The organism is Inquilinus sp. 2KB_23 (assembly GCF_052115705.1).
Classification (GTDB): domain Bacteria; phylum Pseudomonadota; class Alphaproteobacteria; order DSM-16000; family Inquilinaceae; genus Inquilinus; species Inquilinus ginsengisoli_A.
In genome coordinates, this window is record NZ_JBFRHF010000015.1 from 1 (window position 1) to 21,980 (window position 21,980).

A 21,980-nucleotide genomic window follows, 5' to 3' on the forward strand; every position below is an offset into this window, starting at 1 on the left:
TCCCCGCAACCAGATACCAACAGGCCCGATGCCAACGCATCGGGCCTGTTCTCGTTCCGGGCACTGCACCGTTCCACGCTGACAGCGTCAGGCGCGGGCCAGGGACGCCTTCACCTCGCGCAGGATCTCGTCAGACAGGGCGGGGTCGTTGACCATCCGGGACATCGTCAGCGCCCCGACCATCGTGCACAGCGCGACCAAAGCGCGGCCCCTGGCAGCGTCCGGCCCAGTCTTGCCGCACTCCGCAGCGATGACGTCGACCAGCTTGCGAAAGCCGTCCGTGGCCGCGTCGCGGACGGGGTCGCTGCTGCGCGCGATCTCGCCGCCGAGCGCCGCGAACGGGCAGATCCCCGACGGGTCGTCCCGCCGGTCGGATGAGAGGTAGTCCCCCAGGATGGTTTCCAGGCCGCGCTGGTCCGGCTCCGCCCGGGCCGTGGCGATCGATGCGATCAGCCCTTCCGCCGCGGAGGCGCAGGTCTCGGCGACAAGCTCGTCCTTCGAGCCGAAATGCCGGTAAAAGCCGCCATGGGTGAGCCCGGCCGCGGCCATCAGCTCCGACAGCCCGGTCGCGCCGATGCCGTTGCGGCGGAACTCGACCGACGCGGCGTCGACGATCCGCGCCCGGGTCTCAGCGGCTTCCTTCCTGGATTTCCTCATCCCGCGTTCATGTCCTCGACGATGTCGGGCCGGCGATGCTCGCCGACGTTTAGATTGTACTTGGCATCTTAGTTGATGTCGAACGACATCCAAATCAACCGGTGTCCGGCCTCACCGCCATGGGACCGACCGCGGCCGGGGTCTCCTTCCATGACTCTTCGCCTGGCCACTTGACGCCTTGGATGGCGATCATCATCTAAGCCCGACATAGATGTCGAATGACATCTTAATACAAGACCGGCCCGGGTTTTTGAACAATGCGGGCCGAACGGACTTCCGATCGATGAACAGGCCACCGATCGCCCTTCCCGAATGGAAGGGCGGGTCTTTGGGGATCAGCGGGACCAGCACATGAACGAATTCAGCAGATTGCCGGAGGCCGAGGAGCTGGAGCAGTCCGTCGCGACGCGTCGCAAGGCTTGGCCCTGGCTGGCGGGCGTGGCCGTGATCGCGCTGGCCGGCGTGGCATGGTTCGAGCTGTCGGGCCGCGCCACCGGTCCGGTGGCCCAGGCCGCGGTCCCGCCGGCGCCGGTGACCATCAGCCGGCCGCTGGTGCGCGATGTCGACACCCGGATCGGCTTCCTCGGCCAGTTCTCGGCGGTCGATCGCGTCGAATTGCGGGCGCAGGTCGGCGGCACGCTCGCCGAGATCCATTTCCAGGACGGGCAGATCGTCCACCAGGGGGACCTGCTCTTCGTGATCGACCCGACCCCCTACGAGATCAAGCTCGCCCAGGCGACGGCCCAGCTCGAGGCGGCGCAGTCGAGCTTCGCGCTCGCCAGCAGCCAGCTGGTCCGGGCCCAGACGCTCAAGCGCAGCGATTTCGGGACCGCCGAGGCCGTCGACCAGCGCACCTCCGAGGTCGGCGCCGCCCAGGCCGCGATCGACGACGCCAAGGCGCAGATCCGCGACGCCCAGTTCGACATCGACCACAGCCGCATCGTCGCCCCGTTCAGCGGCCGCATCGGCGCGCACCAGGTCTCGGTCGGCAACCTGATCGCCGGCAGCCGTTTCGCGAGCAGCCCGACGACGGTGCTGGCGACCCTGGTCTCGCTCGACCCCATCCATCTCGACTTCGACATGAGCGAATCCGACTTCCTAACCTTCTCGCGCCAGCGCGCGGGCAACCCGGGCGGGCTGGCGGACAAGGTCGACATCAGCCTCAGCGACGAGACCCGCTTCACGAGGCAGGGCACGCTCGAATTCGTCGACAACGCGCTCGACCGCTCCAGCGGCACCATCCATGCCCGGGCGCTGGTCTCCAACCCCGACCTGTTCCTGACGCCCGGCCAGTTCGCCCGGCTGCGCCTGGCGGTCGCGCCGGCCGCGCCGACGGTGCTGGTGCCCGACGCCTCGGTCCTGCTCGACCAGTCGCAGCACATCGTGCTGACGGTCGACGCCGACGGCACCGTGGTGCCCAAGCCGGTCGAGACCGGCGACCTGCGCGGCGGGCTGCGGGTCATCCGGTCCGGGCTGGCGGCGGATGACCGGGTGATCATCGACGGCATCGTGCGGGCCGCCCCCGGCGGCAAGGTCACGCCGCAGGATGGCGCCATCGACTACAGCGCCGCCTCCGACGGCCAGAGCTAGGAGGGGAGGCCACCATGCGCCTGACCCATTTCTTCATCGACCGGCCGATCTTCGCGACCGTTCTCAGCACCTTCCTGACCCTGGTCGGGCTCGGCGCCCTCTTCATCCTGCCGATCGCGCAGTATCCGGAGATCGTGCCGCCGACCGTGCAGGTGACGACGACCTATCCGGGTGCGTCGGCCGAAACCGTGTCGCGCACTGTGGCGACGCCGCTGGAACAGCAGATCAACGGCGTCGAGAACATGCTGTATCTCAGCAGCCAGTCGACCGGCGACGGCAAGCTGACGGTCACGGTGACGTTCCAGATCGGCACCGACCTGAACGTGGCGCAGATGCTGACGCAGAACCGCGTCCAGGATGCGCTGCCGAGGCTGCCCGACGACGTCCAGCGTCTGGGCGTGCAGGTCCGCAAGGCGACGCCGAACATCCTGCTGGCCGTCCACCTCTACTCGCCGGACAGCTCGCGCGACACGCTCTACATGTCGAATTACGCGACGCTGCATGTGAAGGATGCGCTGGCCCGGCTGCCGGGCGTCGGCGACGTGCAGTTCCAGGGCGCGCGCGAATACGCCATGCGGATCTGGCTGGACCCGGACAAGGTGGCGGCCCGGAACCTCGACGCCAGCGAGGTGCTGGCCGCCTTGCGGGCGCAGAATCTCCAGGTCTCCGCCGGCATCCTGAACCAGCCCCCGGTGCCGTCGAAAGAGGCGTACCAGATCAACGTCCAGACCCTCGGCCGGCTGTCTACGCCCGACCAGTTCGCCGACATCGTGGTGAAGTCCGACGATGAGGGCCGGGTCACCCGGGTCCGCGACATCGGCCGGGTCGAAATCGGCGCCGCGGATTACGGGTCGACCAGCTACATGGACCGGGGGCCGGGCTTGCCGCTGCTGATCTTCGCGCAGCCGGGCGCGAATTCCCTGGCGGTGGAAAGCGAAGTCCTGGGCACCATGCAGACCCTGGCCAAGGACTTCCCGCCGGGCCTGGACTACAAGGTGATCTACGACCCGACCATCTTCATCGGCAAATCCGTCGACCAGGTGATCGAGACGATCTTCGAGGCGATCCTGCTCGTCGTCGTCGTCGTCTTCGTGTTCCTGCAGAGCTGGCGGGCCTCGATCATCCCGGTCATCGCCATCCCGGTGTCGCTGGTCGGGACGTTCTCGGTGCTCTACGCCCTGGGCATCTCGCTGAACAACCTGTCGCTGTTCGGTCTGGTGCTGGCCGTCGGTATCGTGGTCGATGACGCGATCGTCGTGGTCGAGAATGTCGAGCGCAACCTGCATCGCGGCATGACGCCGGCGGCGGCCGCGCACAAGACGATGGACGAGGTCGGCGGCGCGCTGATCGCCATCGCCCTGACCCTGTGCGCGGTGTTCGTGCCGTCGGCCTTCCTGTCCGGCATCACCGGCGAGTTCTTCCGCCAGTTCGCGGTCACCATCGCGGCCTCGACCGTTATCTCCTGCTTCGTGTCGCTGACCCTCAGCCCGGCCCTGTGCGCGGTGCTGTTCAAGGCGCATGACCCGCACCAGGTGGCGCGGGCCAGCCTGGGCCGCCGCCTGCTGCAGGCCGGCTTCGGCCGCTTCAACCGCGGCTTCGACCGGCTGTCCAACGGCTATGGCGGCTTGGCGCGCCGGCTGATCCGGGCGACGGCGGTGGTCCTCATCCTCTATGTCGGCCTGGTGGCTCTCACCGGCGTCCAGTTCGCCCGCACCCCGACCGGCTTCATTCCGGAGCAGGACCAGGGCTACCTCATCACCGTGGTCCAGCTGCCCCCCGGCGCTACGCTGGACCGCACCGAGGCGGTGGTGAAGGAGGCGATCGAGATCATCATGACGACGCCGGGCATCGAACATGTGGCGCCCTTCGCCGGCCTCGACGCCACCACCTTCACCGTGGCGTCCAATGCGGGGACGATCTTCTCGGGCCTGCCGTCGCTCTACAACCACCACATCGACGGCGTCACCGCGAACACGGTGCTGGCCGATCTGCGCAAGCGCCTCTCCGTGATCCAGGACGCCTATGTCCTGACCATCCCGCCACCGCCGGTGCAGGGCATCGGCAGCGCCGGCGGCTTCAAGATGATGCTGCAGGACCAGGCCGGCCTCGGCTCCGACGCGCTGGCCAAGGCGGCGCAGGCCCTGGTCGCCGCCGCCAACAAGGACCCGGCAATCGGCGGCGCCTTCACCCTGTTCAGCACCCGGTCGCCGTCGATCTACACCGACATCGACCGGGTGAAGGCCCAGAAGGTCGGGCTGACGCCGACCGACGTGTTCACGACGCTGCAGGTCTATCTCGGCTCGCAGTATGTGAACGACTTCAACTATCTCGGCCGCACCTTCCAGGTCATCGCCCAGGCCGATGGCAGCTTCCGCCAGAACGCCGGGGACATCTCGCGCCTCAAGGCCCGCAACGCCTCGGGCGAGATGGTGCCGATCGGCTCGGTGGCCCGGCTGACGGCCGAGACCGCGCCGTACCGCGTGCCGCGCTACAACCTGTTCCCGGCCGCCGAGGTCCAGGGCGTCGCCGCCCCCGGCGTCGCCACCGGCACCGCGCTGAAGCGGATGGAGGAGCTGGCGCATGAGGTCCTGCCGCACGGCATCGGCTTCGAATGGACCGAGCTGGCCTTCCAGCAGCAGCAGCAGGGCACGCCGACCCTGCTGGTGTTCGGTGCCGCCGCCCTGTTTGTGTTCCTGGTGCTGGCCGCCCAGTATGAAAGCTGGAAGCTGCCGCTGGCCGTGGTGCTGATCGTGCCGATGTGCCTGCTGGCCTCGGTCACCGGGCTGGGGCTGCGCGGCATGCCGATCGACGTGCTGGCCCAGATCGGCTTCGTGGTCCTGGTCGGGCTCGCGGCCAAGAACGCGATCCTGATCGTCGAGTTCGCCCGCCAGGCCGAGGACGAGGGCGCCACGGCGGCCGAGGCGGCGGTGCAAGCGGCGCGCACCCGGCTGCGCCCGATCCTGATGACGTCCTTCGCCTTCATCCTCGGCGTCGCACCGCTGGTGGTCGCGACCGGGGCGGGGTCGGAGATGCGCCAGTCACTGGGGACGGCGGTGTTTTCGGGCATGCTGGGGGTGACCGTGTTCGGCCTGCTGTTCACGCCGGTCTTCTACACGGTGATCCGCAAGCTCGGCAGCCGGCGGCGGGCGCCCGTCGCGGCTGTCGGGACCACCGGGGTGTCCTGACCCCGCTGGGAAAGCCCTGGAGCCGGAACGATAGAGGCCCTCGTCCCAGGACGGGGGCTTCTGTCGTTCTGGGGTGGCGAGGATTGTTGCTTGGATCGTCGCAATGCACGATCCTTCCGCTCCAGTGTTCCCATGAGCGGAAGACCGAATTGGATCGCATCGAAGCGATGAAGGTGTTCGTCGCGGCCCTGGACGAGGGCAGCTTGGCTGGTGCCGGGCGCCGGCTGGGGCGGTCGCCGGCTGCCGTGAGCCGGGCCATCGCCTTCCTGGAGCGCCATGTCGGCGCCGAGCTGCTCCACCGCACCACCCGCTCGATCCGGCTCAGCGAGGCGGGCGAGCGCTACGCTTCCGCCTGCCGGCGCGTGCTGGTCGATCTCGAAGAAGCCGACCTGTCCGTGGCGGATGAGCGGGCCGCGCCGCGCGGGACACTCACCCTGACCGCGCCGCCGATCAGCGGCGAGGAAATCCTGCGGCCGATCGTCGGCGCCTATCTCGAAGCCTATCCGGCCGTCTCGGTGAATCTCGTGCTGCTCGACCGCCACGCCAATCTGGTGGAGGAGGGGATCGACATCGCCCTGCGTGTCGCCGAACTCCCTGATTCCTCGATGGTCGCCGTGCGGGTCGGGGGCGGCGTCAAGCGGGTCGTGGTCGCGTCACCGCGGTACCTTGCATCGCACCCCCGCATCGTCGAGCCGGCGGACCTCACCCGGCACCGCATCGTCACCACCACCCATTTCGGGCAGGACACCTGGGTCTTCCCGCCGCCGGAAGGCAGCGCGATCGCCCGGGCCGTCCACTTCAAGGCCCGGCTGCTGGTCAACAGCGTTCGGGCTGCGCTCGCTTCGGCGGTGGACGGGCATGGCGTGACGCGCCTCTACACCTATCATGTGGCCGAACGCGTGCAGGACGGGTCGCTGAAGGTCGTGCTGCGCGATGCCGAACCCCAGGCCCTGCCGGTCCACCTGGTCATGCCGCATGGCCGGGTGTCGGTGCCCAAGGTGCGGGCGTTCGTTGATTTCGCGGCCCCGCGCCTGCGAGCGGAATTCGCCAGGCTCTCCGCTGAGGCCGAGGCCCTTCGCGATTAAAGCAACGGAGGCCGCCGGACCGATGGCGGCCTCCGTGCCGGGTCAGCTGCCGCCTGCGGCCAGCCGCCTGCGCTTTTCGGGCACCGGCAAGCCGCCCCAGCCCCAGTTCTCCAGCTCGACCTCCTCGATGACGACGAAGGTCGCGTCGAGCGGCTTGTTGAGCACGTCGAGCAGCAGCTGGCTGACGCCGGCGATCAGCTTCGCCTTCTCCTCGGCCGTGACGGAATCGCGGCCGGGGCCGGACCCTTCGCGCGTGACCTGTATGGTGACGATCGGCATGAAGCCCTCCTTGGGTGGCCGGCGTCCCGATCCATCGGGCGCCGGCGTTGCACGACTGCGAGAGTATCGCGGATATCGGGATGCCGATGCCGGCGATTGCCCGAGGGCTCCGGCGTGATGACGTTTGCACGCCGGACGCGGCCTCGATCAGTGGCCGGCGGCCTGGCCGCCATCGACATGGAGGATCGCGCCCGTCGCGTAGCCGGCAGATTCGAGGTAGAGCACCGCGTCGACCACGTCGCGGATCTCACCCACCCGCTTGACCGGGTTGAGGTCGGCGACGAACGCCAGGGACTCCGCGGTGTGCAGCGGGGTCTTGATGAAGCCCGGCGAGACGGCGTTCACCCGGATGCCCTTCGAGGCGTACTCGATGGCGAGCGACTTGGTGGCGGAGACGATGCCGCCCTTGGTCAGGTTGGCCAGCCCCGCGGGCACGGCGGAGAGGGGGTGGTCGACGAAGCTCGTGGTGATGCTGACGATGTGGCCGGAGCCCTGCTTCAGCATCTCCGCCGCCGCACGCTGGGTGATGTGGAAGAAGCCGGCGAGGTTGGTCGCGATCACCGCGGCGAAGTCCTCGGCCGTGTAGTCCGTGAAGGGCTTGGCGATGAAGATGCCGGCGTTGTTGACCAGCGTGTCGACCCGGCCAAAGTGTGAAATCGCTTCCTTCACGACGCGGTCGGCCGTCGCGGGGTCGCCGATGTCGCCGGCGATAGCGAGAACATCGCGGTCGCTGCCCTGCTTGATCGAGCGGGACGTCGCCACCACCCGGAAGTCGCGATCCCGGTAGGCCTTGACCAGGCCGGCGCCGATACCCTGCGACCCGCCGGTGATGATGGCCACTTTCTGCTGGTTGCTCATGATCTGCCTCGATGATGTCGTCCGGCTGGCAGGGGTGCCGCCGGCGGCCCGGATCGGGCCGGCCCCCATCATTTACGATCGTTCATTGATCGGCAGAATGACTGGCATGCGGCAGAGACTCTTCCTTTAGACGGAAGAATGGGCCCTCGCCGCGGAAAGGGCAGGCCGCGCTTCAGATGCCGCAGCGCCGATATGGAGATCGTCTCCGGTCGCGCAGGACCCAAGGTCCTATATCCACCCTTTCGAGTCGGCTGACGTATCGTGGGGGATTGGGGCGAGCCGGAACGGCAGCGCCGGACCATTGGGGTATTCGACCATGACGCGCAGGACAGTGATGATCGCCGGCGGGGCAGGGGGCATGGGCCTGGCGACCGCCCTGCGCTTCGCCGCCGACGATGCCCGCCTGGTCCTGGCCGACCTGCCCGGGCCCAGGCTGCAGGAGGCGGAGGCCCGGGTCGCCGGGACGGGCGCCGACGTCCTCGCCCTCGGACTCGACATCCGGTCCGCGTCCGCCTGCCGTGAGGCCGTGGCCGGCGCGGCGGCCTGGGGCGGAAGACTCGATGTCCTGGTCAACGCGGCCGGGGTCTGGCTCGAGGGGCCGGCCGGGACCGTCGCCGAAGACGATTGGGACCGCGTGCTCGACATCAACCTCAAGGGCGCGTTCTTCCTGATCTCGGCGGCGATCCCCCATCTCGCCGCTGCGCGCGGCGCGGTGGTCAACATCGCCTCCGACGCCGGGCTGGTGGGCAACAGCGGCGCCGCGGTCTACTGCGCCTCGAAGGGCGGGCTGGTGCTGCTCAGCAAGGCGCTCGCACTGGAACTCGCGCCGCAGGGCATCCGGGTCAACGCCGTCTGCCCCGGCGACGTGGCCACGCCGATGATCGAGCACCAGGCCAACGCCTATGGCGGCGGCGACCCGACGCCTACAAGCGCCGGCTGCTCGGGCATTACCCGCAAGGGGAATCGGCGCGCTTCATCCAGGCGGAGGAGGTCGCCGGCTTCATCCACTACCTGTGCCAGCCGGGCGCGGCGCCGATCACGGGCGCGGCATTGCCCATCGATTTCGGCGTCACCGCCGGGTACTGATCCGGCGAAGCCGGCGTCCGGGCTCAGGCCGGCGGCAGCTGCACCGTCGCGGTGCTGATGCGGGCGCGCAGGGCGGCCGGCTTGATCCGCTCGGCGCCGAGCGGGACATAGCTCGGGTTCAGGGTGCGGAAGATCGGCAGCACGGCGGCGCCGCGGGCGGCGGCGTCGCGGCCCAGCGTCCCCCGCATCAGCCGCGGCCAGCGCCGGTGCTGGGTGGTGCCGAGCGAGCGGTACAGCGGATGCACCCGCTGCACCAGCCGGTCCAGCAGCCAGTCCGGCGCGTCGCCGCCCAGCAGGATCGCCTCCGGGTCGAACATGTTCTCGACGGCGTTGAGGCCGATGCGGAACGGCTCGATCGCGGCGTCCAGCCAGGCGTCGAGGCGGGGATCATCAGGCGCGATCTCGCGCTCGAACGCCTCGATCGACTGCAGCGCCAGCCCTTGCGCCGCCAGGTGCTGGAACGCGGCGTTCAGCGACAGATAGGCCTCCAGGCAGCCGCGGTTGCCGCAGTCGCAGCGCAGCCCGCCCGGCTGCACCATCAGGTGGCCGAACTCACCGGCATTGCCGGCGGCACCGGAAAAGGCGCGGCCCTCGATCATCAGCCCGGCGCCCAGGCCGATGCCGATGAAGACGTAGACGAAGGTGGAGAGCGACCGCGCCGCGCCGTACAGCCACTCGGCGCTGGCGGCGGCGGTGGCGTCGTTCTCCAGCTGCACCGGCAGCCCGATCGCGGCCTCCAGGTCGGCGGCGATCTTCAGCCCGTCCCAGCCGGGCAGGCTGGTGGGGCCCAGCCCCTCGACCTGGAACGGCCCCGGCATCACCAGCCCGACGCCGAGCAGCTGGTCGCGGGCGATGCCGGCCTCGGCGATGATCGCGTCGACCTGCTGCTTCAGCCGCGGCACCGTCTGCTCGGGGCTCGGCATCTCCACCGGCTGCACCGCCCGCTCGCGGACCTGGCCGGAGAGGTCGGCGACCACCGTGACCAGCCGTCCGCGGTCGAGCTGCAGCCCGATGGTGAAGCCGCCCTCCGGGTTGATCGCCAGCTGGATCGACGGCTTGCCGACGCCGGCGATCTTGCGGCCTTCCGGCCGCAGCAGCCCGGCCTCGTACAGCTCGTCGGCAAGGTTGGAGACGGTCTGTTTCGACAGCCCGGTCAGCCGGGCGATGTCGGCGCGCGACAGCGGGCCGTGCAGGCGGACGGCATCGAACACGACCCAAAGATTGATCAGCTTGGCCTGCTCGATATTGGTCGCCTTCAGCATGGCCGCCCCTCTTGTTGTGGCCCGAGCCTAGCCACGGAAAATTTATAAGTCAAATTGATCGCCTAATTGACGAGGCCGATTTCGTCACGCATTGTTGGGTCCACCCGATCGGACTGGATTGCCCCTCGCCGGGGCATCGCCGAGGTCAAGAGCGGGACAAAAACGGGGAGAGCATGATGAGACGGACCCTGGCATTGGCCCTGTTGCTGGCCGCCTTCGCACCCGCCGCCGCCGGCCTGGCGGAAGAGCCGTTCTACAAGGACAAGCTGGCGCTCGACCTGTCGGCGCCGCTGCCCGGCCCGGACGGCAGCGCCCCGTCGCCGGCCAAGGATCTGAACCTGAGCGACGCCGAGATCGGCACGCTGAAGTCCGGCGGCCACAAGGCGGCGCTGCTGTGGCATGGCGGCGGCGACTGGGTGAATGCGGTGACGGCGGGCGCCAAGGCCCGCTTCGCCGAACTCGGGATCGAGGTCGTCGCCACCTCCGACGCACAATACGACCCGGCGAAGCAGGCCAACGACATCGAGACCGCGATGGCGCTGCAGCCGGACGTGATCCTGACCCTGATCCTCGACCCGGTGCAGGGGGCGGCGGCGCTGAAGCCGGCAGTGGCCAAGGGCGTCACCACCGTGCTGCTGAGCAACCCGGTGCAGGGCTTTGCCGCCGGCCGCGACTATGTCGGCATCGTCACCGACGACATCGCCGGGATGGGCGTGGCCGCGGCCGCGCTGATGAACGACGCGCTGGGCGGCAAGGGCGCCGTCGGCTTCATCTATCACGACGCCAAGTACTTCATCACCAACGGCCGCGACAACGGCTTCCGGGCGACGCTGGAGCAGAAGTATCCCGGTCTGGTGATCGTCGATGCCAAGGGCTTCACGGCCGAGCCGCAGACCTTCGACCTGGCCTCGGCGATGATCCAGCAGCATCCCGAGATCAAGGGCATCTACGTCGCCTGGGACGTGGCGGCGGAAGGCGTGGTCGAGGCGCTGCGGGCGGCAGGGCGGACCGACGTCAAGGTGGTGACCTACGACCTCGGCGCCACCAACGCGCTCGACATGGCCAAGGGCGGGTCGATGTACGGCACCGTCGCCGACCAGCCCTACGACATCGGCACGGCCATGGCGACGCTGGCCGGGTATGGCCTGCTGAAGAAGCCGGCGCCGGCCTTCAACACCGTCGGCCTCGTTCCCGTGACCAAGGCCAACCTGGCACAGGGCTGGGAAGGCTCGCTGAAGCGGCCGCTGCCGGACTCGGTCGCCAGCGCGCTCAAGTGATCGGAGGGGAGTGCATCATGCTGCGGACCCTCGTGACGAGCACCGTCCTTGCCGCCGCGCTCGCGGCGGGACCGGCCACGGCCCAGACACCGTTCTATTCCACGCCCAGCAGCTTCGACCTGGGCAAGCCCGAGACCAGCCCGAACGGCGAGCCGGCGACCCCGGCGGGCCGGATCGCGCTGACTCCGGAGGAGGTCGCCAAGATCCAGGCCGGCCACTACAGCGCGGCCCTGCTGTGGGCCGGGTCCGGCGAATGGTACACCGCCCTGTCGGCCGGGGCGGAGGACCGGCTGAAGGAACTCGGCATCTCGGTGGTGGCGCGGGCCGACGCCCAGTTCGATCCGGCCAAGCAGGCCAATGACGTCGAGACCGCGCTGGCGCTGAAGCCGAGCGCGATCCTGACCCTGATCGTCGACCCGGTGGCGGGGGCCGAGGCCTTCCGCCGGGCCAACAATGCCGGGGTCAAGCTGGTGCTGGCCGACAACGGCGCCCAGGGCTTCGTCGCCGGCAAGGATTATGTCGGCATCGTCACCGGCGACCATATCGGCATGGGCCGGGCGGCGGCCCAGCTGATGAACGATGCGCTGGGCGGCAAGGGCGCCGTCGGCTTCATCTATCACGACGCCGAATTCTTCGTGACCAACAACCGCGACGGCGCCTTCCGGGCGACGCTGGAGAAGGACTATCCCGGCCTCGTCATCGTCGACGCCAAGGGCTTCACGGCCGAGCCGCAGACCTTCGACATTGCCTCGGCGATGATCCAGCAGCACCCCGACATCAAGGGCATCTATGTCGCCTGGGACGTCGCGGCGGAAGGCGTGGTCGAGGCGCTGCGGGCGGCCGGCCGCACCGACGTCAAGGTCGTGACCCACGATCTCGGCGCCAACAACGCGCTCGACATGGCCAAATCAGGGTCGATGGCCGGCACCGTCGCCGACATGCCCTACGAGGTCGGGCAGGCGATGGCGACCCTGGCGGCCTACGGCCTGCTGGGCAAGGCGGCGCCGCCCTTCTCCACCGTCGGGCTGGTCACGGCGACCAAGGCCAACCTCGCCGCGGCGTGGGAGCAGTCGCTGCACAAGCCGCTGCCCGACAGCGTCAAGGCGGCGCTGCAGTAAACCGTTCCGCGCGCATCAGGAGCACAGGAGTTTCCATGTCCACCGCCGTCGCCAGGCTGTTCCGGGGCGGGCAGCTCAGCGCCTTCGTCGTCTATATCGGCTTTGTCGCGATCATCGGCTTCTTCGCGATCGCGCTGTCCGACCGCGGCTTCATGACGCCCGAGAACATGATGACGATCATCCGGCAGACCACGCCGGTGACGATCATGGCGGTGGGCATGACCTTCGCCCTGTGCGCTGGGCAGATCGACCTGTCGGTCGGCGCCACCGTGGCGCTGGCCGCGCTGGTCACCGCCGTGGTGATGCGCGAGGCCGGGCTGGCGCTGGCGATCCCGGCCGGCCTCCTGACCGGCGCCCTGGTCGGGCTGGTCAACGGCCTGCTGACCGTGGCGCTGCGCATCCCGGCGCTGCTGGTCACCCTCGGAACCATGGGCATCATCACCGGTCTGGCCCGGGTGCTGACCAACCTGGAATCGGTGCCGATCACCAGCGACCCCTACACCTTTGTCTTCGGCTCCGGCGACATCGGCCCGGTCTCGGTGCTGTTCGTCTGGACGGTGGCGGCGCTGGCCATCGGCCATCTCGCCCTCAACAACACCGCCTATGGCCGCCGCGTGCTGGCGACCGGCGGCGAGGTCCAGGCGGCGCGCGCAGCCGGCATCAGCACCATGCGGGTGACCATCGGCGTCTTCGTCGTCACCGGCATGGCCGCGGCCCTGGCCGGGATGCTGTATGCCGGCCGGCTGCACGGCGCCCGCTACACCCTGGGCGAGACCGACGTGCTGACCGTGATTGCCGCGGTGGTGATCGGTGGCACCAGCCTGTTCGGCGGCAAGGGCTCGGTGATCGGCGCCGTGGTCGGATCCTGGCTGCTGGGCGTGCTCAACAACGGGCTGATCCTGATGGGGTTCAGCGTGTCCGACCAGATGATCGCGCGCGGCGTGATCCTGATCCTGGCCGTCGCCATCAGCCTGCGGGAGACCCGGCAATGACCGACCCGGCAATCAACGACGATGTCCCGGTGCTCGAGGTCCAAGGCCTGTCCAAGCATTTCGGCCCGGTCGAGGCGCTGTCCGGCGTCGACCTGTCGGTCCGGCGCGGCGAGGTGCTGGCGCTGCTGGGCGACAACGGCGCCGGCAAGACCACGCTGACCCGCTGCATCAGCGGCCTGTACCGCGCCACCTCGGGCACCATCCGGGTCGATGGCAAGGAGGTGCAGATCGCCACGCCGCAGGACGCCCGCGACTGCGGCATCGAGACGGTGCACCAGGGCCTGGCCCTGGTCGGCAAGATGGATGTCGCCGCCAACCTGTTCCTGCACCGCGAGATCTTCCACCGCAACCCGCTGCTGCGGGCGCTGGGCTGGCTCGACAAGCGGGCGATGGCGGCGGAGTCGACGCGGATCCTGGAGAAGCTGAAGGTCCGCGTGCCCTCGGCCGGGGTGCCGATCGAGCGGCTGTCCGGCGGCCAGCGCCAGGCCGTCGCCATCGGCCGTGCGGTCGGCTGGGGCAAGCACATCGTGATCCTGGACGAGCCGACCGCGGCGCTGGGGGTCGAGCAGTCCAAGCATGTCAACGAGCTGATCCTGACGCTGAAATCGCAGGGCGTCGCCGTGCTGCTGATCAGCCACAACATGCAGCATGTGATCGAGACCTGCGACCGCGCCGTGGTGCTGCGCCACGGCCGCAAGGCCGGGGATGTCCGCATCCCCGACGTCACCGCCCGCGACCTCGTCGACCTCATCACCGGCGCCGTTCGCGCCGCCGCCTGACCGGGACCCCGCCGATGTTTCTCAACGCCCTGATCGCCAAGAACCGCGCCTTCGTCGAGGCCGCGGTGACGCTGCACCAGTCCGGCGCGGTGCCGGCCAATACCTACCTGCTGGACCTCGACACCATGCGCGCCAATGCGGCGGCGCTGGCGTCGACCGCCAGGGGGCTGGGCCTGACCGTCTATGCCATGACCAAGCAGTTCGGCCGCAACCCGCCGGCGCTGGACGCGATCAAGGCGGGCGGCATCGACCGCTTCGTCGCCGTCGACATGGCCTGCGCCAGGCCGATCCACCGCGCCGGCCACAAGCTCGGCCATCTCGGCCACCTGTCGCAGGTGCCGCGCGGTGAGGCGCGCGAGGGCGCTCGGATGCGGCCGGAGATCTGGACCGTGTTCAACGCCGGGAAGGCGGCGGAGGCGGCCGACGCCGCCGCGGCGATCGGGCATGTGCAGGGCCTGGTCGCCCGCATCTTCGCCCAGGGCGACCGCTTCTATGACGGCCATGAGGGCGGCTTCGCGGCCGAGGAGATCGAGCGCGTGGCCGACCTGCTGGACGAGCGGCCGGGCGGCCGCTTCGCCGGCATCACCAGCTTCCCGGCGCTGCTGTTCGACGAGGCCACCGGCGCGGTGACCCCGACCCCGAACCTGCGCACGCTGGAGGCGGTGGCGAAGCGGCTGGCGGCGACCGGCCGCAAGGACCTCGTCGTCAACACCCCCGGCACCAACTCCGCCGCGGTGATGCGGGTGCTGGCCGAGGCCGGCGCCACCCAGGTCGAACCCGGCCACGCCTTGACCGGCACCACCCCGCTGCACGCCATCCGCGACCTGCCGGAGAACCCGGCGATGCTGTATCTCAGCGAGATCTCGCACATCCACCAGGGCACGCCCTTCTGCTTCGGCGGCGGCCTCTATGTCGACCCGGTGTTCAAGGACTATCCGGTGAAGGCGCTGGTCGGCGGCGATGCCGATGCCGCGCTACGCCAGGCGGTGCCGGCGACGATCCCGGCGCCGGCGATGATCGACTACTACGGCAAGCTGCACCCGGAGACGGGCCAGAATGTGCGGGTGGGCGACACCGTGATCTACGGCTTCCGCGCCCAGGCCTTCGTCCGCCGCGCCTACATCGTGCCGGTCGAGGGCGTGCACAGCGGCAACCCTGAGGTTCGCGGCATCTGGACCCCGGACGGGCGCGAGGCGGTGTTCACGTGATGACCGACGATCTCCACGCCCGCATCCGCGCCGCGATCGACCGCGACGCTTCGGTCGGCCTGCTGCAGCGCGCCATCCGCACCCCCAGCGTCACCGGCATCGAAGCAGCCTTCGGTGCCCTGGTGGCCGATGAGCTGCGGCGCCTGGGCTGCGAGGGCGTCACGATCGAGGACTGCCTGCCCGGCCGCCCGGTGGTCTGGGGCGTGCGCAAGGGCCGGGGCACCGGCCCGCGGCTGATGGTGCTGGGCCATCTCGACACCGTGCATGTCCGCGGCTGGGAAGAGCACTGGGCAGGAGACGTCCGCCATGACCCGTTCTCCGCCGCCATCGTCGAGGACCAGATCTGGGGCCGTGGCTCGGGCGACCTCAAGGCGGGGATCTGCACCGGCCTGTCGGCGCTGGCCACGCTGGACCGCGCCGGCTGCGCCCTGGACGGCGACATCGTCTTCGTCTTCATCGCCGATGAGGAAAGCGGCGAACCCGGCACCGGCGTCTCGGCCGGGATCAAGGCGGTGGTGCCGAAGATCCAGCGCGGCGAGATCCCGAACGCCGATTTCGCGATCTATGTCGAGCCGACCAGGCTGGCCGTGTTCCCGGCCCAGATCGGCTTCTTCATCGCCGAGATCACCGTCACCGGCCGGTCCGCCTATTTCGGCATGCCGGAGAAGGGGGTGGATGCGCTGAAGGCCGGGCACGCCATCCTGTCCGCCCTGTGGCGCCATTCGGCCGAGCTGGAAACCCGCGGAACCCACGAGCTGATCGGCTGCGGCTTCCTGCTGGTCACCGGGGTCGAGGCCGGGGGCTACATCGCGGTGCCGGAACGCTGCACGATCAGCCTGATCCGCAAGCTGCGCCCGGGCGAAGACCTCGGCCAGGCCAGGGACGAGCTGGACGCCGTGATCCGCGGCGCCGTGACCGACCCTGAGGTGACGGTCGAGATCGCGTATCCCGCCGGCCGCGACCACCCGGTCGGCGGCATGCCCTTCGAGACCGATGCCACCATGGCGCCGGTCGCGCTGCTGCAGGATTCGGTGCGGGCGGCGATGCCGGGGCGTGGCGAGATCGAGGGCGCGCCGTTCTGGTCGGAAGGCTCCTTCACCGCCAACCAGCTCGGCATTCCCACGGTCTATTGCGCGCCCGGTGACATCTCGAACTGCCACACCTTCCAGGAGCGGGTGCCGGTGGCCGAATACCTCGCCGGGGTCGAGGCCTTCGCCCTGTTCATGGCCCGCTTCTGCGGCACGGCGGGATAGGCGGGCGGCGCCTCCGGGGCCGCCTGCCGCATCCTCGCGCCGGGATCAGGCGCCCCGCACCCAGACCAGCATCTCCCCGGGGTCGCGGTTGTCCCAGGCGTAGTAAGGCACGGCCCTGATCCGGACCGGCCGTTCGGCCGGCGGCGCCGTGCGATAGAGGTCGCCATCCCAATCGGCGGTGGTCTCCGCCAGGGCGTCGCCCTCCAGGGTCACCACGCCGCCCAGCAGGCCGGGCTCGTCCTGCGCCGCCAGCTCGGTGCCCTCCGGCAGCCGGATGCGGTTCAGCGGCACGGCGTTGTCGACGCCCTCCAGGCAGTAGACCAGCGGGCCGCGGCGCAGGGCGACACGGCCGGCATCCTGGCGCACCTCGGGATGGGCGTGCAGCCGTTCGACCGTCAGCTCCAGGTCCAGCCGCACCACATCGCCCGGCGACCAGCGGCGGGAGATGTGCGCATAGCCGTTGCGGGTGATGGCCGCGAGGTCCTGCGCCGTGCCGTTGACCGACAGGCTCGCCTTGCGGCACCAGCCGGGGATGCGCAGGTCCAGGGCGAAGGCGGCCGGCGCATCGGGTTCGACGGTGAGGGCGATGGCGCCGTCCCAGGGATAGCGCGTCTTCTGCACCAGCCGCACCTTGCGCTCACCGACATCGAGATCCGCGGTGCTGTCGCCGTAGAGATGGACGGCGATGCCGTCGTCCGACTGGCCGTACATGTAGCTGCCGATCGACGCGGTCAGCCGGGCGATGTTGGGCGGGCAGCAGGGGCAGCGGTGCCAGGTCCAGCGATGATGGCCGCCGCGGCTTTCCAGCGGGTTCTCGTAGAAGAAGGTCGCGCCGTCCAGCGACAGGCCGGCGGCGGCGCCGTTGTAGAGCGCCAGCTCCATCGCATCGCCATAGCGCGCGTCAGGCCCCAGGCCCAGCATCCGGCCAGCCCAAAACACCAGGCCGACCGCGGCGCAGGTCTCGGCATAGGCGCTCTCGTTCGGCAGGTCGTAATCGGCAGTAAAGCCTTCGTTGTCGGCCGAGGGGCCGAGGCCGCCGGTGACGTAGAGGCGCTTGGAGGTCAGGTCCCGCCACAGCCGCTCCAGCGCCCGCGTGAGGCTGTCGTCGCCATACTCCATCGCGACGTCGGCCATGCCGCTGTACAGGTACATCGCCCGAACCGCGTGGCCGACCACCTTGTCCTGCTCGCGCACCGGCAGGTGCGACTGGTTGTATTCGTAGGTGCCGAACACATAGTCCTTGGGGTCGCGGCCCTGTTCCCGCGCCTCGGCATCGTAGAAATGCGGCTGCCGGCCACGCTCGTCGATGAAGTACTTCGCCAAATCCATGTATTTCTGCTGGCCGGTGACGCGGGCCAGCTTGACCAGCGCCAGCTCGATCTCCTCATGGCCGCAATAGCCGCGCCTCTGGCCGGGGCCCGGGCCGAACACCGTCGCCACGTGGTCCATGTAGCGGCACATGATGTCGAGCAGCTTGCGCTTGCCGGTGGCCTGGAAATAGGCGACGGCGCCCTCGATCAGGTGCCCGGCGCAGTACAACTCGTGGCAGTCGCGCAGGTTGGTCCAGCGCTTCCCCGGCTGCATCCGCTGGTACCAGCTGCTCAGATAGCCGTCGGGCTGCTGCAGCCGGCCGAGGATGTCGATGACATCGTCGACCTTGCGCTCCAGATTCGGGTTCGGGGCGCGCTGCAGGCAGTAGCCGGCGGTCTCGATCACCTTGCCGAAATCGGAATCCCAGAACATCTGGGTGGTGACCAGCCCGCCATGGAACGGGATGCGGATTTCTGGCACCGGGCGGTCGGGGTCGATCTGCTCCAGCATCCCGGCCTCCTCGCAGCGCCGGTACAGCGTGTCCGCCGTCTTGGCGCAGACGGCGTCGATGCGGCTGCCCCAGAAGCCACGGACCTCGACCTGCGGCACGGCGGGCGGGCGGAAGCGTGCGCGGGGGGCGGCTGCGGGAAGGTCGGCGGTCATCGGGAACTCCATTGATCGATCGGTCGGTCAGGGAATACTCGCGCCTACTTCACCGCGCCGGCGGTCAGGCCGCGGATGTAGAAGCGCTGCAGGGCGAGGAACAGGAGCAGGCAGGGCACCATCATCACGGTGACGCCGGCCTGCACGGCGCCCCAGTTCACGGCGCCGAAGCGCCCGGAGCGGACCGCGGTCATCAGGATCGGCAGGGTAAACTTGTCCTGGTCGGACAGCAGGATCAGCGCCGCCAGGAACTCGTTCCAGGCGGCCAGGAAGGCGAACAGCGCCACGGTGACCACGCCGGGGAAAACCAGCGGCAGCATCACCCGGGCCAGCAGCTGCAGGCTGCCGGCACCGTCGATCCGCGCCGCCTCCTCGATCTCGCGCGGCACCGCGTCGAAGGCGTTGCGCATCATGAAGATCGAGAAGGGCAGCTGCAGCGTGACGTAGATCAGGACCAGGCCGGTCAGCGTGTTCTGCAGCCCCAGCTTGGTCAGCAGCAGGAACAGGGGCGTCAGGATCGACTGGAATGGGATCATGATGGTGGCGATGACCAGGACGAACAGCGCGTTGCGACCCGGGAAGCGGAAGCGCGAGAAGCCATAGCCGCCGAGCAGGCTGACCACGGCGGTCACGGAAGCGGTGGCGATCGCCACGGTCAGGCTGTTGCCGGCGTAGTGGCCGACACCGGCCCCGAAGGCGTCGAGGGCGGTGTAGCTGTCGGCGCTGACTCCGGTGGTCGGCCAGGGCGGCAGCGGCGGAAGGTTCGCCTCCGCCGCCGGCTTGACGCTGGACAGCGCGGTCCAGGCGATCGGCGCCAGGAACAGCAGGGCGGTCAGCAGCGCCGCGGTCTGCAGGGCGATGCCGGGCAGGAACCGGCGCTTCAAGGCCGTCGCCATCATGACTCGCCCTCCGGGTGGCGCAGCAGGCGCAGCTGGATCACGCTCAGCACCATCAGGATGGCGAGCAGCACCATCGACAGCGCCGCGCCATAGCCCAGGCGGAACGACACGAAGGACTGGTTGAAGATCCAGTAGACGGCGGTGACGGTCTGGTTGCGCGGCCCGCCGGCCAGGATGATGTAGAACTGGTCGAAGGCCAGCATCGACCCGGTGACCGACAGGATCAGGGCCAGGGCGATGGTCCGGCGCATCAGCGGCAGGGTGATCCGCCGGAACCGGGCCCAGGGGCCGGCGCCGTCGATCTTCGCCGCTTCCAGATAGTCGGCCGGGATGYCCTGCAGCCCGGTCATCAGGATCACCATGGTGAAGCCGGCCACCTTCCACACCACCATGGCGATGATCGACCAGAAGGCCGGGTCGAAGGCCGCCAGCAGGTTGACCCGCCCGGCGGTCAGCCCCAGCGCCTCGGCGGCAGGGCTGAACAGCCCGGCATCGACGTTCAGCAGCCAGGACCACAGCAGGCTGGCCGAGGCGAAGCCGACCACGACCGGCAGGAAATAGGCGGTGCGGTAGAAGCCGGCGAAAGGGCGGGGCTTCTCGACGAACAGCGCCAGCGGGAAGGCGACGGCGAAGATGGCGACGGTGACGACCACGGTGTAGAGGGCGGTGAAGCGCAGCGCGGTCCAGAACCGGGCGTCCTTGGCGATCGCCAGGTAGTTGTCGAAGCCGATGAAACGCGACACGCCCATCAGCGGCCAGTTGTGCAGCGACATCCAGGCGGTCATCGCCAGCGGCACGACGAAGAACACCGCCACCAGCGCGACCGCGGGCAGGACGAAGACCAGCCCGGCCCATTGCCGCTTCCGGGCAGGGCGGCGGCGGGCCCTGGTTCTCCGGATCACGCCGGCGGCCTGGGTGGTGGACATCACGCCGCTCCTCCGCCCGAGCCCGTCTTTTCCTTGTCTCCCCTCCCCTTGCGGGAGGGGGGTAGGGGGAGGGGTCTGCGCGCGTCCGCGCGCGAAGGGGCTGCGGATCCGTCGTGTCGGCCAGGTTGCTTCGCCACGGTCCAGGTCGGGTCGGGCCGAGACAACCCCCWCCCCCTAGCCCCCTCCCGCAAGGGGAGGGGGGACTCGTTTGGTTTGGCCGCCTCGGCAGTTCGGAAGGGGGCCATCACGCCCTCAATTTCCCGGGGCAGTGTCGATGACGCCCTGCATCGTCTCCTGGGCGTTGGCGAGCGAGCCGTCGACATCGTCGCCGAAGAACACCTCGTTCACCATCTGCACCCAGGGGCTGTTCTGGCCGTTGATGATGTCGTTGAAGACCACGGAATACGGCGTGCGGCCCTTGGCCATGGCCTCGGCGGCGATCTTGTAGCGCGGGTCGAGGTCCTTCAGCGCCGCGTCCGAGACATCGCCCCGCACCGGCAGGCTGCCGTATTTGGCCAGCAGGGTCTGGCCTTCCAGCGAATAGGAGAAGTCGAGGAAGGCCTTGATCGCGGCCAGCTTCGTGGTGCCCTTGGTCACCACGAAATTGTCGCCGCCGGCGAAGGACGACCAGCCGCCGGTCTTGCCGGGCAGGAAGGTGACGCCGTAGTCGATGTCCGGATACTGCGTGTTCAGCGCGCCGATGGCGAAGGCGCCGGACGGCGAGATGCCGATGTTGCCGCGGGCGAAGGCGGCGAAGAAGTTCGATCCCGTGTCGGTCCGCGCCCCCTCCGGCACCAGCCCCTTCTTGACCATGTCGCGGTAGAAGGCGATGGCGTCGCGCATCTGCGGCGTGTCCAGCGTCGCCTTGGCGCCGTCCTCGGTCAGGATGTCGCCGCCGCTGGCCCATACCAGGGGCGTGAAGGTGAAGATGTTGCAGCCGCCGCAATTGCCGGAGAAGTAGAAGCCCTTGGTGTCGCCGCCCAGCGCGTTGACCTTCTCCGCCGCGGCCTCGATCTCGGCCCAGGTCGTGGGGCCCTTGTCGGGATCCAGGCCCGCCGCCTTGAACAGCTTCTTGTTCCAGATCAGGACCGAGGCGTCGGCGGAATAGGGCAGGCCGTAGATCCGGCCCTTGTAGCTGCCGGTCTTCACATGCGCCGGCGACAGCTGGTCGAAATAGGGCAGGGACTTGGCGAGGTCGGTGATGTCCTCCAGCTGCCCCGCCGCGGCGAAGGAGGGGGTGTAGATCAGGTCCAGCGAGAGCGCGTCCGGCGCCGCGCCCCCGGCCGCCGCGGTGGCGTATTTCTGCACCATTTCGGCGGTCGGCACGATCTGCAGCTCGACCTTGTCCGGGTGGCTCTGGTTGAAGGCCTCGACGATGCGCGGCATGAAGTTGGAGCCGTCGGAGCGCACCCACAGGGTGAAGCTGTCCGCCGAGGCGGCGGAGGTGGTCAGGACCAGGATCGCGGCGCCTGCGGCCAGGCGCGATACCAGACGCTTCATCACGTGTCCTCCCTCTGTTGTCGGCCGGTGCGGTTCGCACTCGGCCCTCTCG

18 protein-coding genes are annotated in these 21,980 nt (G+C 69.5%); 10 read left to right on the forward strand and 8 right to left on the reverse strand.

All coding sequences use genetic code 11. The features are described 5' to 3' along the window. Nucleotides 1–87: 87 nt before the first annotated feature. Nucleotides 88–657, reverse strand: a complete 570-nt coding sequence (locus tag AB4112_RS19445) for a TetR/AcrR family transcriptional regulator (protein ID WP_441722255.1) — start codon at nt 655–657, stop codon at nt 88–90. A gap of 351 nt (nt 658–1,008) precedes the next feature. On the opposite strand from AB4112_RS19445, the gene AB4112_RS19450 reads away from it, so the two are divergent. The 3 genes from AB4112_RS19450 to AB4112_RS19460 all read left to right on the forward strand — a co-directional run bounded on the left by AB4112_RS19450 (nt 1,009) and on the right by AB4112_RS19460 (nt 6,517). After that, nucleotides 1,009–2,247 (forward strand): efflux RND transporter periplasmic adaptor subunit, encoded by a 1,239-nt coding sequence (locus AB4112_RS19450; protein ID WP_309801962.1) that lies wholly within the window; start codon nt 1,009–1,011, stop codon nt 2,245–2,247. Between the two features lie 14 nt (nt 2,248–2,261). Further along, nucleotides 2,262–5,432, forward strand: coding sequence for an efflux RND transporter permease subunit (locus AB4112_RS19455; RefSeq protein ID WP_441722258.1), 3,171 nt, complete (start codon nt 2,262–2,264; stop codon nt 5,430–5,432). A gap of 149 nt (nt 5,433–5,581) precedes the next feature. After that, nucleotides 5,582–6,517: a LysR family transcriptional regulator gene (locus tag AB4112_RS19460; protein WP_441722261.1), complete on the forward strand. Its 936-nt coding sequence runs from the start codon at nt 5,582–5,584 to the stop codon at nt 6,515–6,517. A gap of 42 nt (nt 6,518–6,559) precedes the next feature. Here the strand turns inward: AB4112_RS19460 and AB4112_RS19465 are convergent, their stop codons facing one another. Together AB4112_RS19465 and AB4112_RS19470 are read right to left on the reverse strand one after the other, a co-directional pair. Next, nucleotides 6,560–6,796, reverse strand: a complete 237-nt coding sequence (locus AB4112_RS19465; RefSeq protein WP_441722263.1) for a tautomerase family protein — start codon at nt 6,794–6,796, stop codon at nt 6,560–6,562. Nucleotides 6,797–6,943: 147 nt separating this feature from the next. Then, on the reverse strand, nt 6,944–7,654 hold the full coding sequence (locus AB4112_RS19470; RefSeq protein WP_441722266.1) for an SDR family NAD(P)-dependent oxidoreductase: 711 nt from the start codon (nt 7,652–7,654) through the stop codon (nt 6,944–6,946). Between the two features lie 316 nt (nt 7,655–7,970). On the opposite strand from AB4112_RS19470, the gene AB4112_RS19475 reads away from it, so the two are divergent. Next, nucleotides 7,971–8,798: an SDR family NAD(P)-dependent oxidoreductase gene (locus AB4112_RS19475; protein ID WP_441722269.1), complete on the forward strand. Its 828-nt coding sequence runs from the start codon at nt 7,971–7,973 to the stop codon at nt 8,796–8,798. Here AB4112_RS19475 and AB4112_RS19480 read toward each other — a convergent pair. After that, a complete protein-coding gene (locus tag AB4112_RS19480) occupies nt 8,764–10,002 on the reverse strand; it encodes an ROK family transcriptional regulator (RefSeq protein WP_441722272.1) in 1,239 nt (412 codons plus the stop codon). The genes AB4112_RS19475 and AB4112_RS19480 overlap by 35 nt on opposite strands. Nucleotides 10,003–10,178: 176 nt before the next feature. Here AB4112_RS19480 and AB4112_RS19485 point away from each other — a divergent pair, with 176 nt between their 5' ends. The 6 genes from AB4112_RS19485 to AB4112_RS19510 are packed head-to-tail and all read left to right on the forward strand — an operon-like array spanning nt 10,179 to nt 16,629. Continuing rightward, a complete protein-coding gene (locus tag AB4112_RS19485; protein WP_441722275.1) occupies nt 10,179–11,279 on the forward strand; it encodes a substrate-binding domain-containing protein in 1,101 nt (366 codons plus the stop codon). A 17-nt stretch (nt 11,280–11,296) separates the two neighbouring features. Further along, entirely contained in the window at nt 11,297–12,397 is a 1,101-nt protein-coding gene (locus AB4112_RS19490) for a substrate-binding domain-containing protein (protein WP_441722277.1), read from the forward strand. A 35-nt stretch (nt 12,398–12,432) separates the two neighbouring features. Then, entirely contained in the window at nt 12,433–13,389 is a 957-nt protein-coding gene (locus AB4112_RS19495; RefSeq protein WP_441722279.1) for an ABC transporter permease, read from the forward strand. After that, on the forward strand, nt 13,386–14,168 hold the full coding sequence (locus AB4112_RS19500; RefSeq protein WP_441722281.1) for an ATP-binding cassette domain-containing protein: 783 nt from the start codon (nt 13,386–13,388) through the stop codon (nt 14,166–14,168). The genes AB4112_RS19495 and AB4112_RS19500 overlap by 4 nt, the downstream gene beginning before the upstream one ends. Before the next feature lie 14 nt (nt 14,169–14,182). Beyond that, a complete protein-coding gene (locus AB4112_RS19505) occupies nt 14,183–15,376 on the forward strand; it encodes an alanine racemase (RefSeq protein WP_309801945.1) in 1,194 nt (397 codons plus the stop codon). Further along, on the forward strand, nt 15,376–16,629 hold the full coding sequence (locus tag AB4112_RS19510; protein ID WP_309801944.1) for a M20 family metallopeptidase: 1,254 nt from the start codon (nt 15,376–15,378) through the stop codon (nt 16,627–16,629). Before AB4112_RS19505 ends, AB4112_RS19510 begins: the two co-directional genes overlap by 1 nt. Before the next feature lie 45 nt (nt 16,630–16,674). Here AB4112_RS19510 and AB4112_RS19515 read toward each other — a convergent pair whose 3' ends face one another. The 4 genes from AB4112_RS19515 to AB4112_RS19530 form a co-directional block, all read right to left on the reverse strand. Then, nucleotides 16,675–18,603, reverse strand: coding sequence for a glycoside hydrolase family 127 protein (locus tag AB4112_RS19515; RefSeq protein ID WP_309801943.1), 1,929 nt, complete (start codon nt 18,601–18,603; stop codon nt 16,675–16,677). Nucleotides 18,604–18,647: 44 nt separating this feature from the next. After that, on the reverse strand, nt 18,648–19,502 hold the full coding sequence (locus AB4112_RS19520) for a carbohydrate ABC transporter permease (protein WP_309801942.1): 855 nt from the start codon (nt 19,500–19,502) through the stop codon (nt 18,648–18,650). Further along, nucleotides 19,499–20,428 (reverse strand): carbohydrate ABC transporter permease, encoded by a 930-nt coding sequence (locus AB4112_RS19525; protein ID WP_441722284.1) that lies wholly within the window; start codon nt 20,426–20,428, stop codon nt 19,499–19,501. Before AB4112_RS19525 ends, AB4112_RS19520 begins: the two co-directional genes overlap by 4 nt. 252 nt (nt 20,429–20,680) lie before the next feature. Then, entirely contained in the window at nt 20,681–21,928 is a 1,248-nt protein-coding gene (locus AB4112_RS19530; RefSeq protein ID WP_441722286.1) for an ABC transporter substrate-binding protein, read from the reverse strand. Nucleotides 21,929–21,980 lie beyond the last annotated feature (52 nt).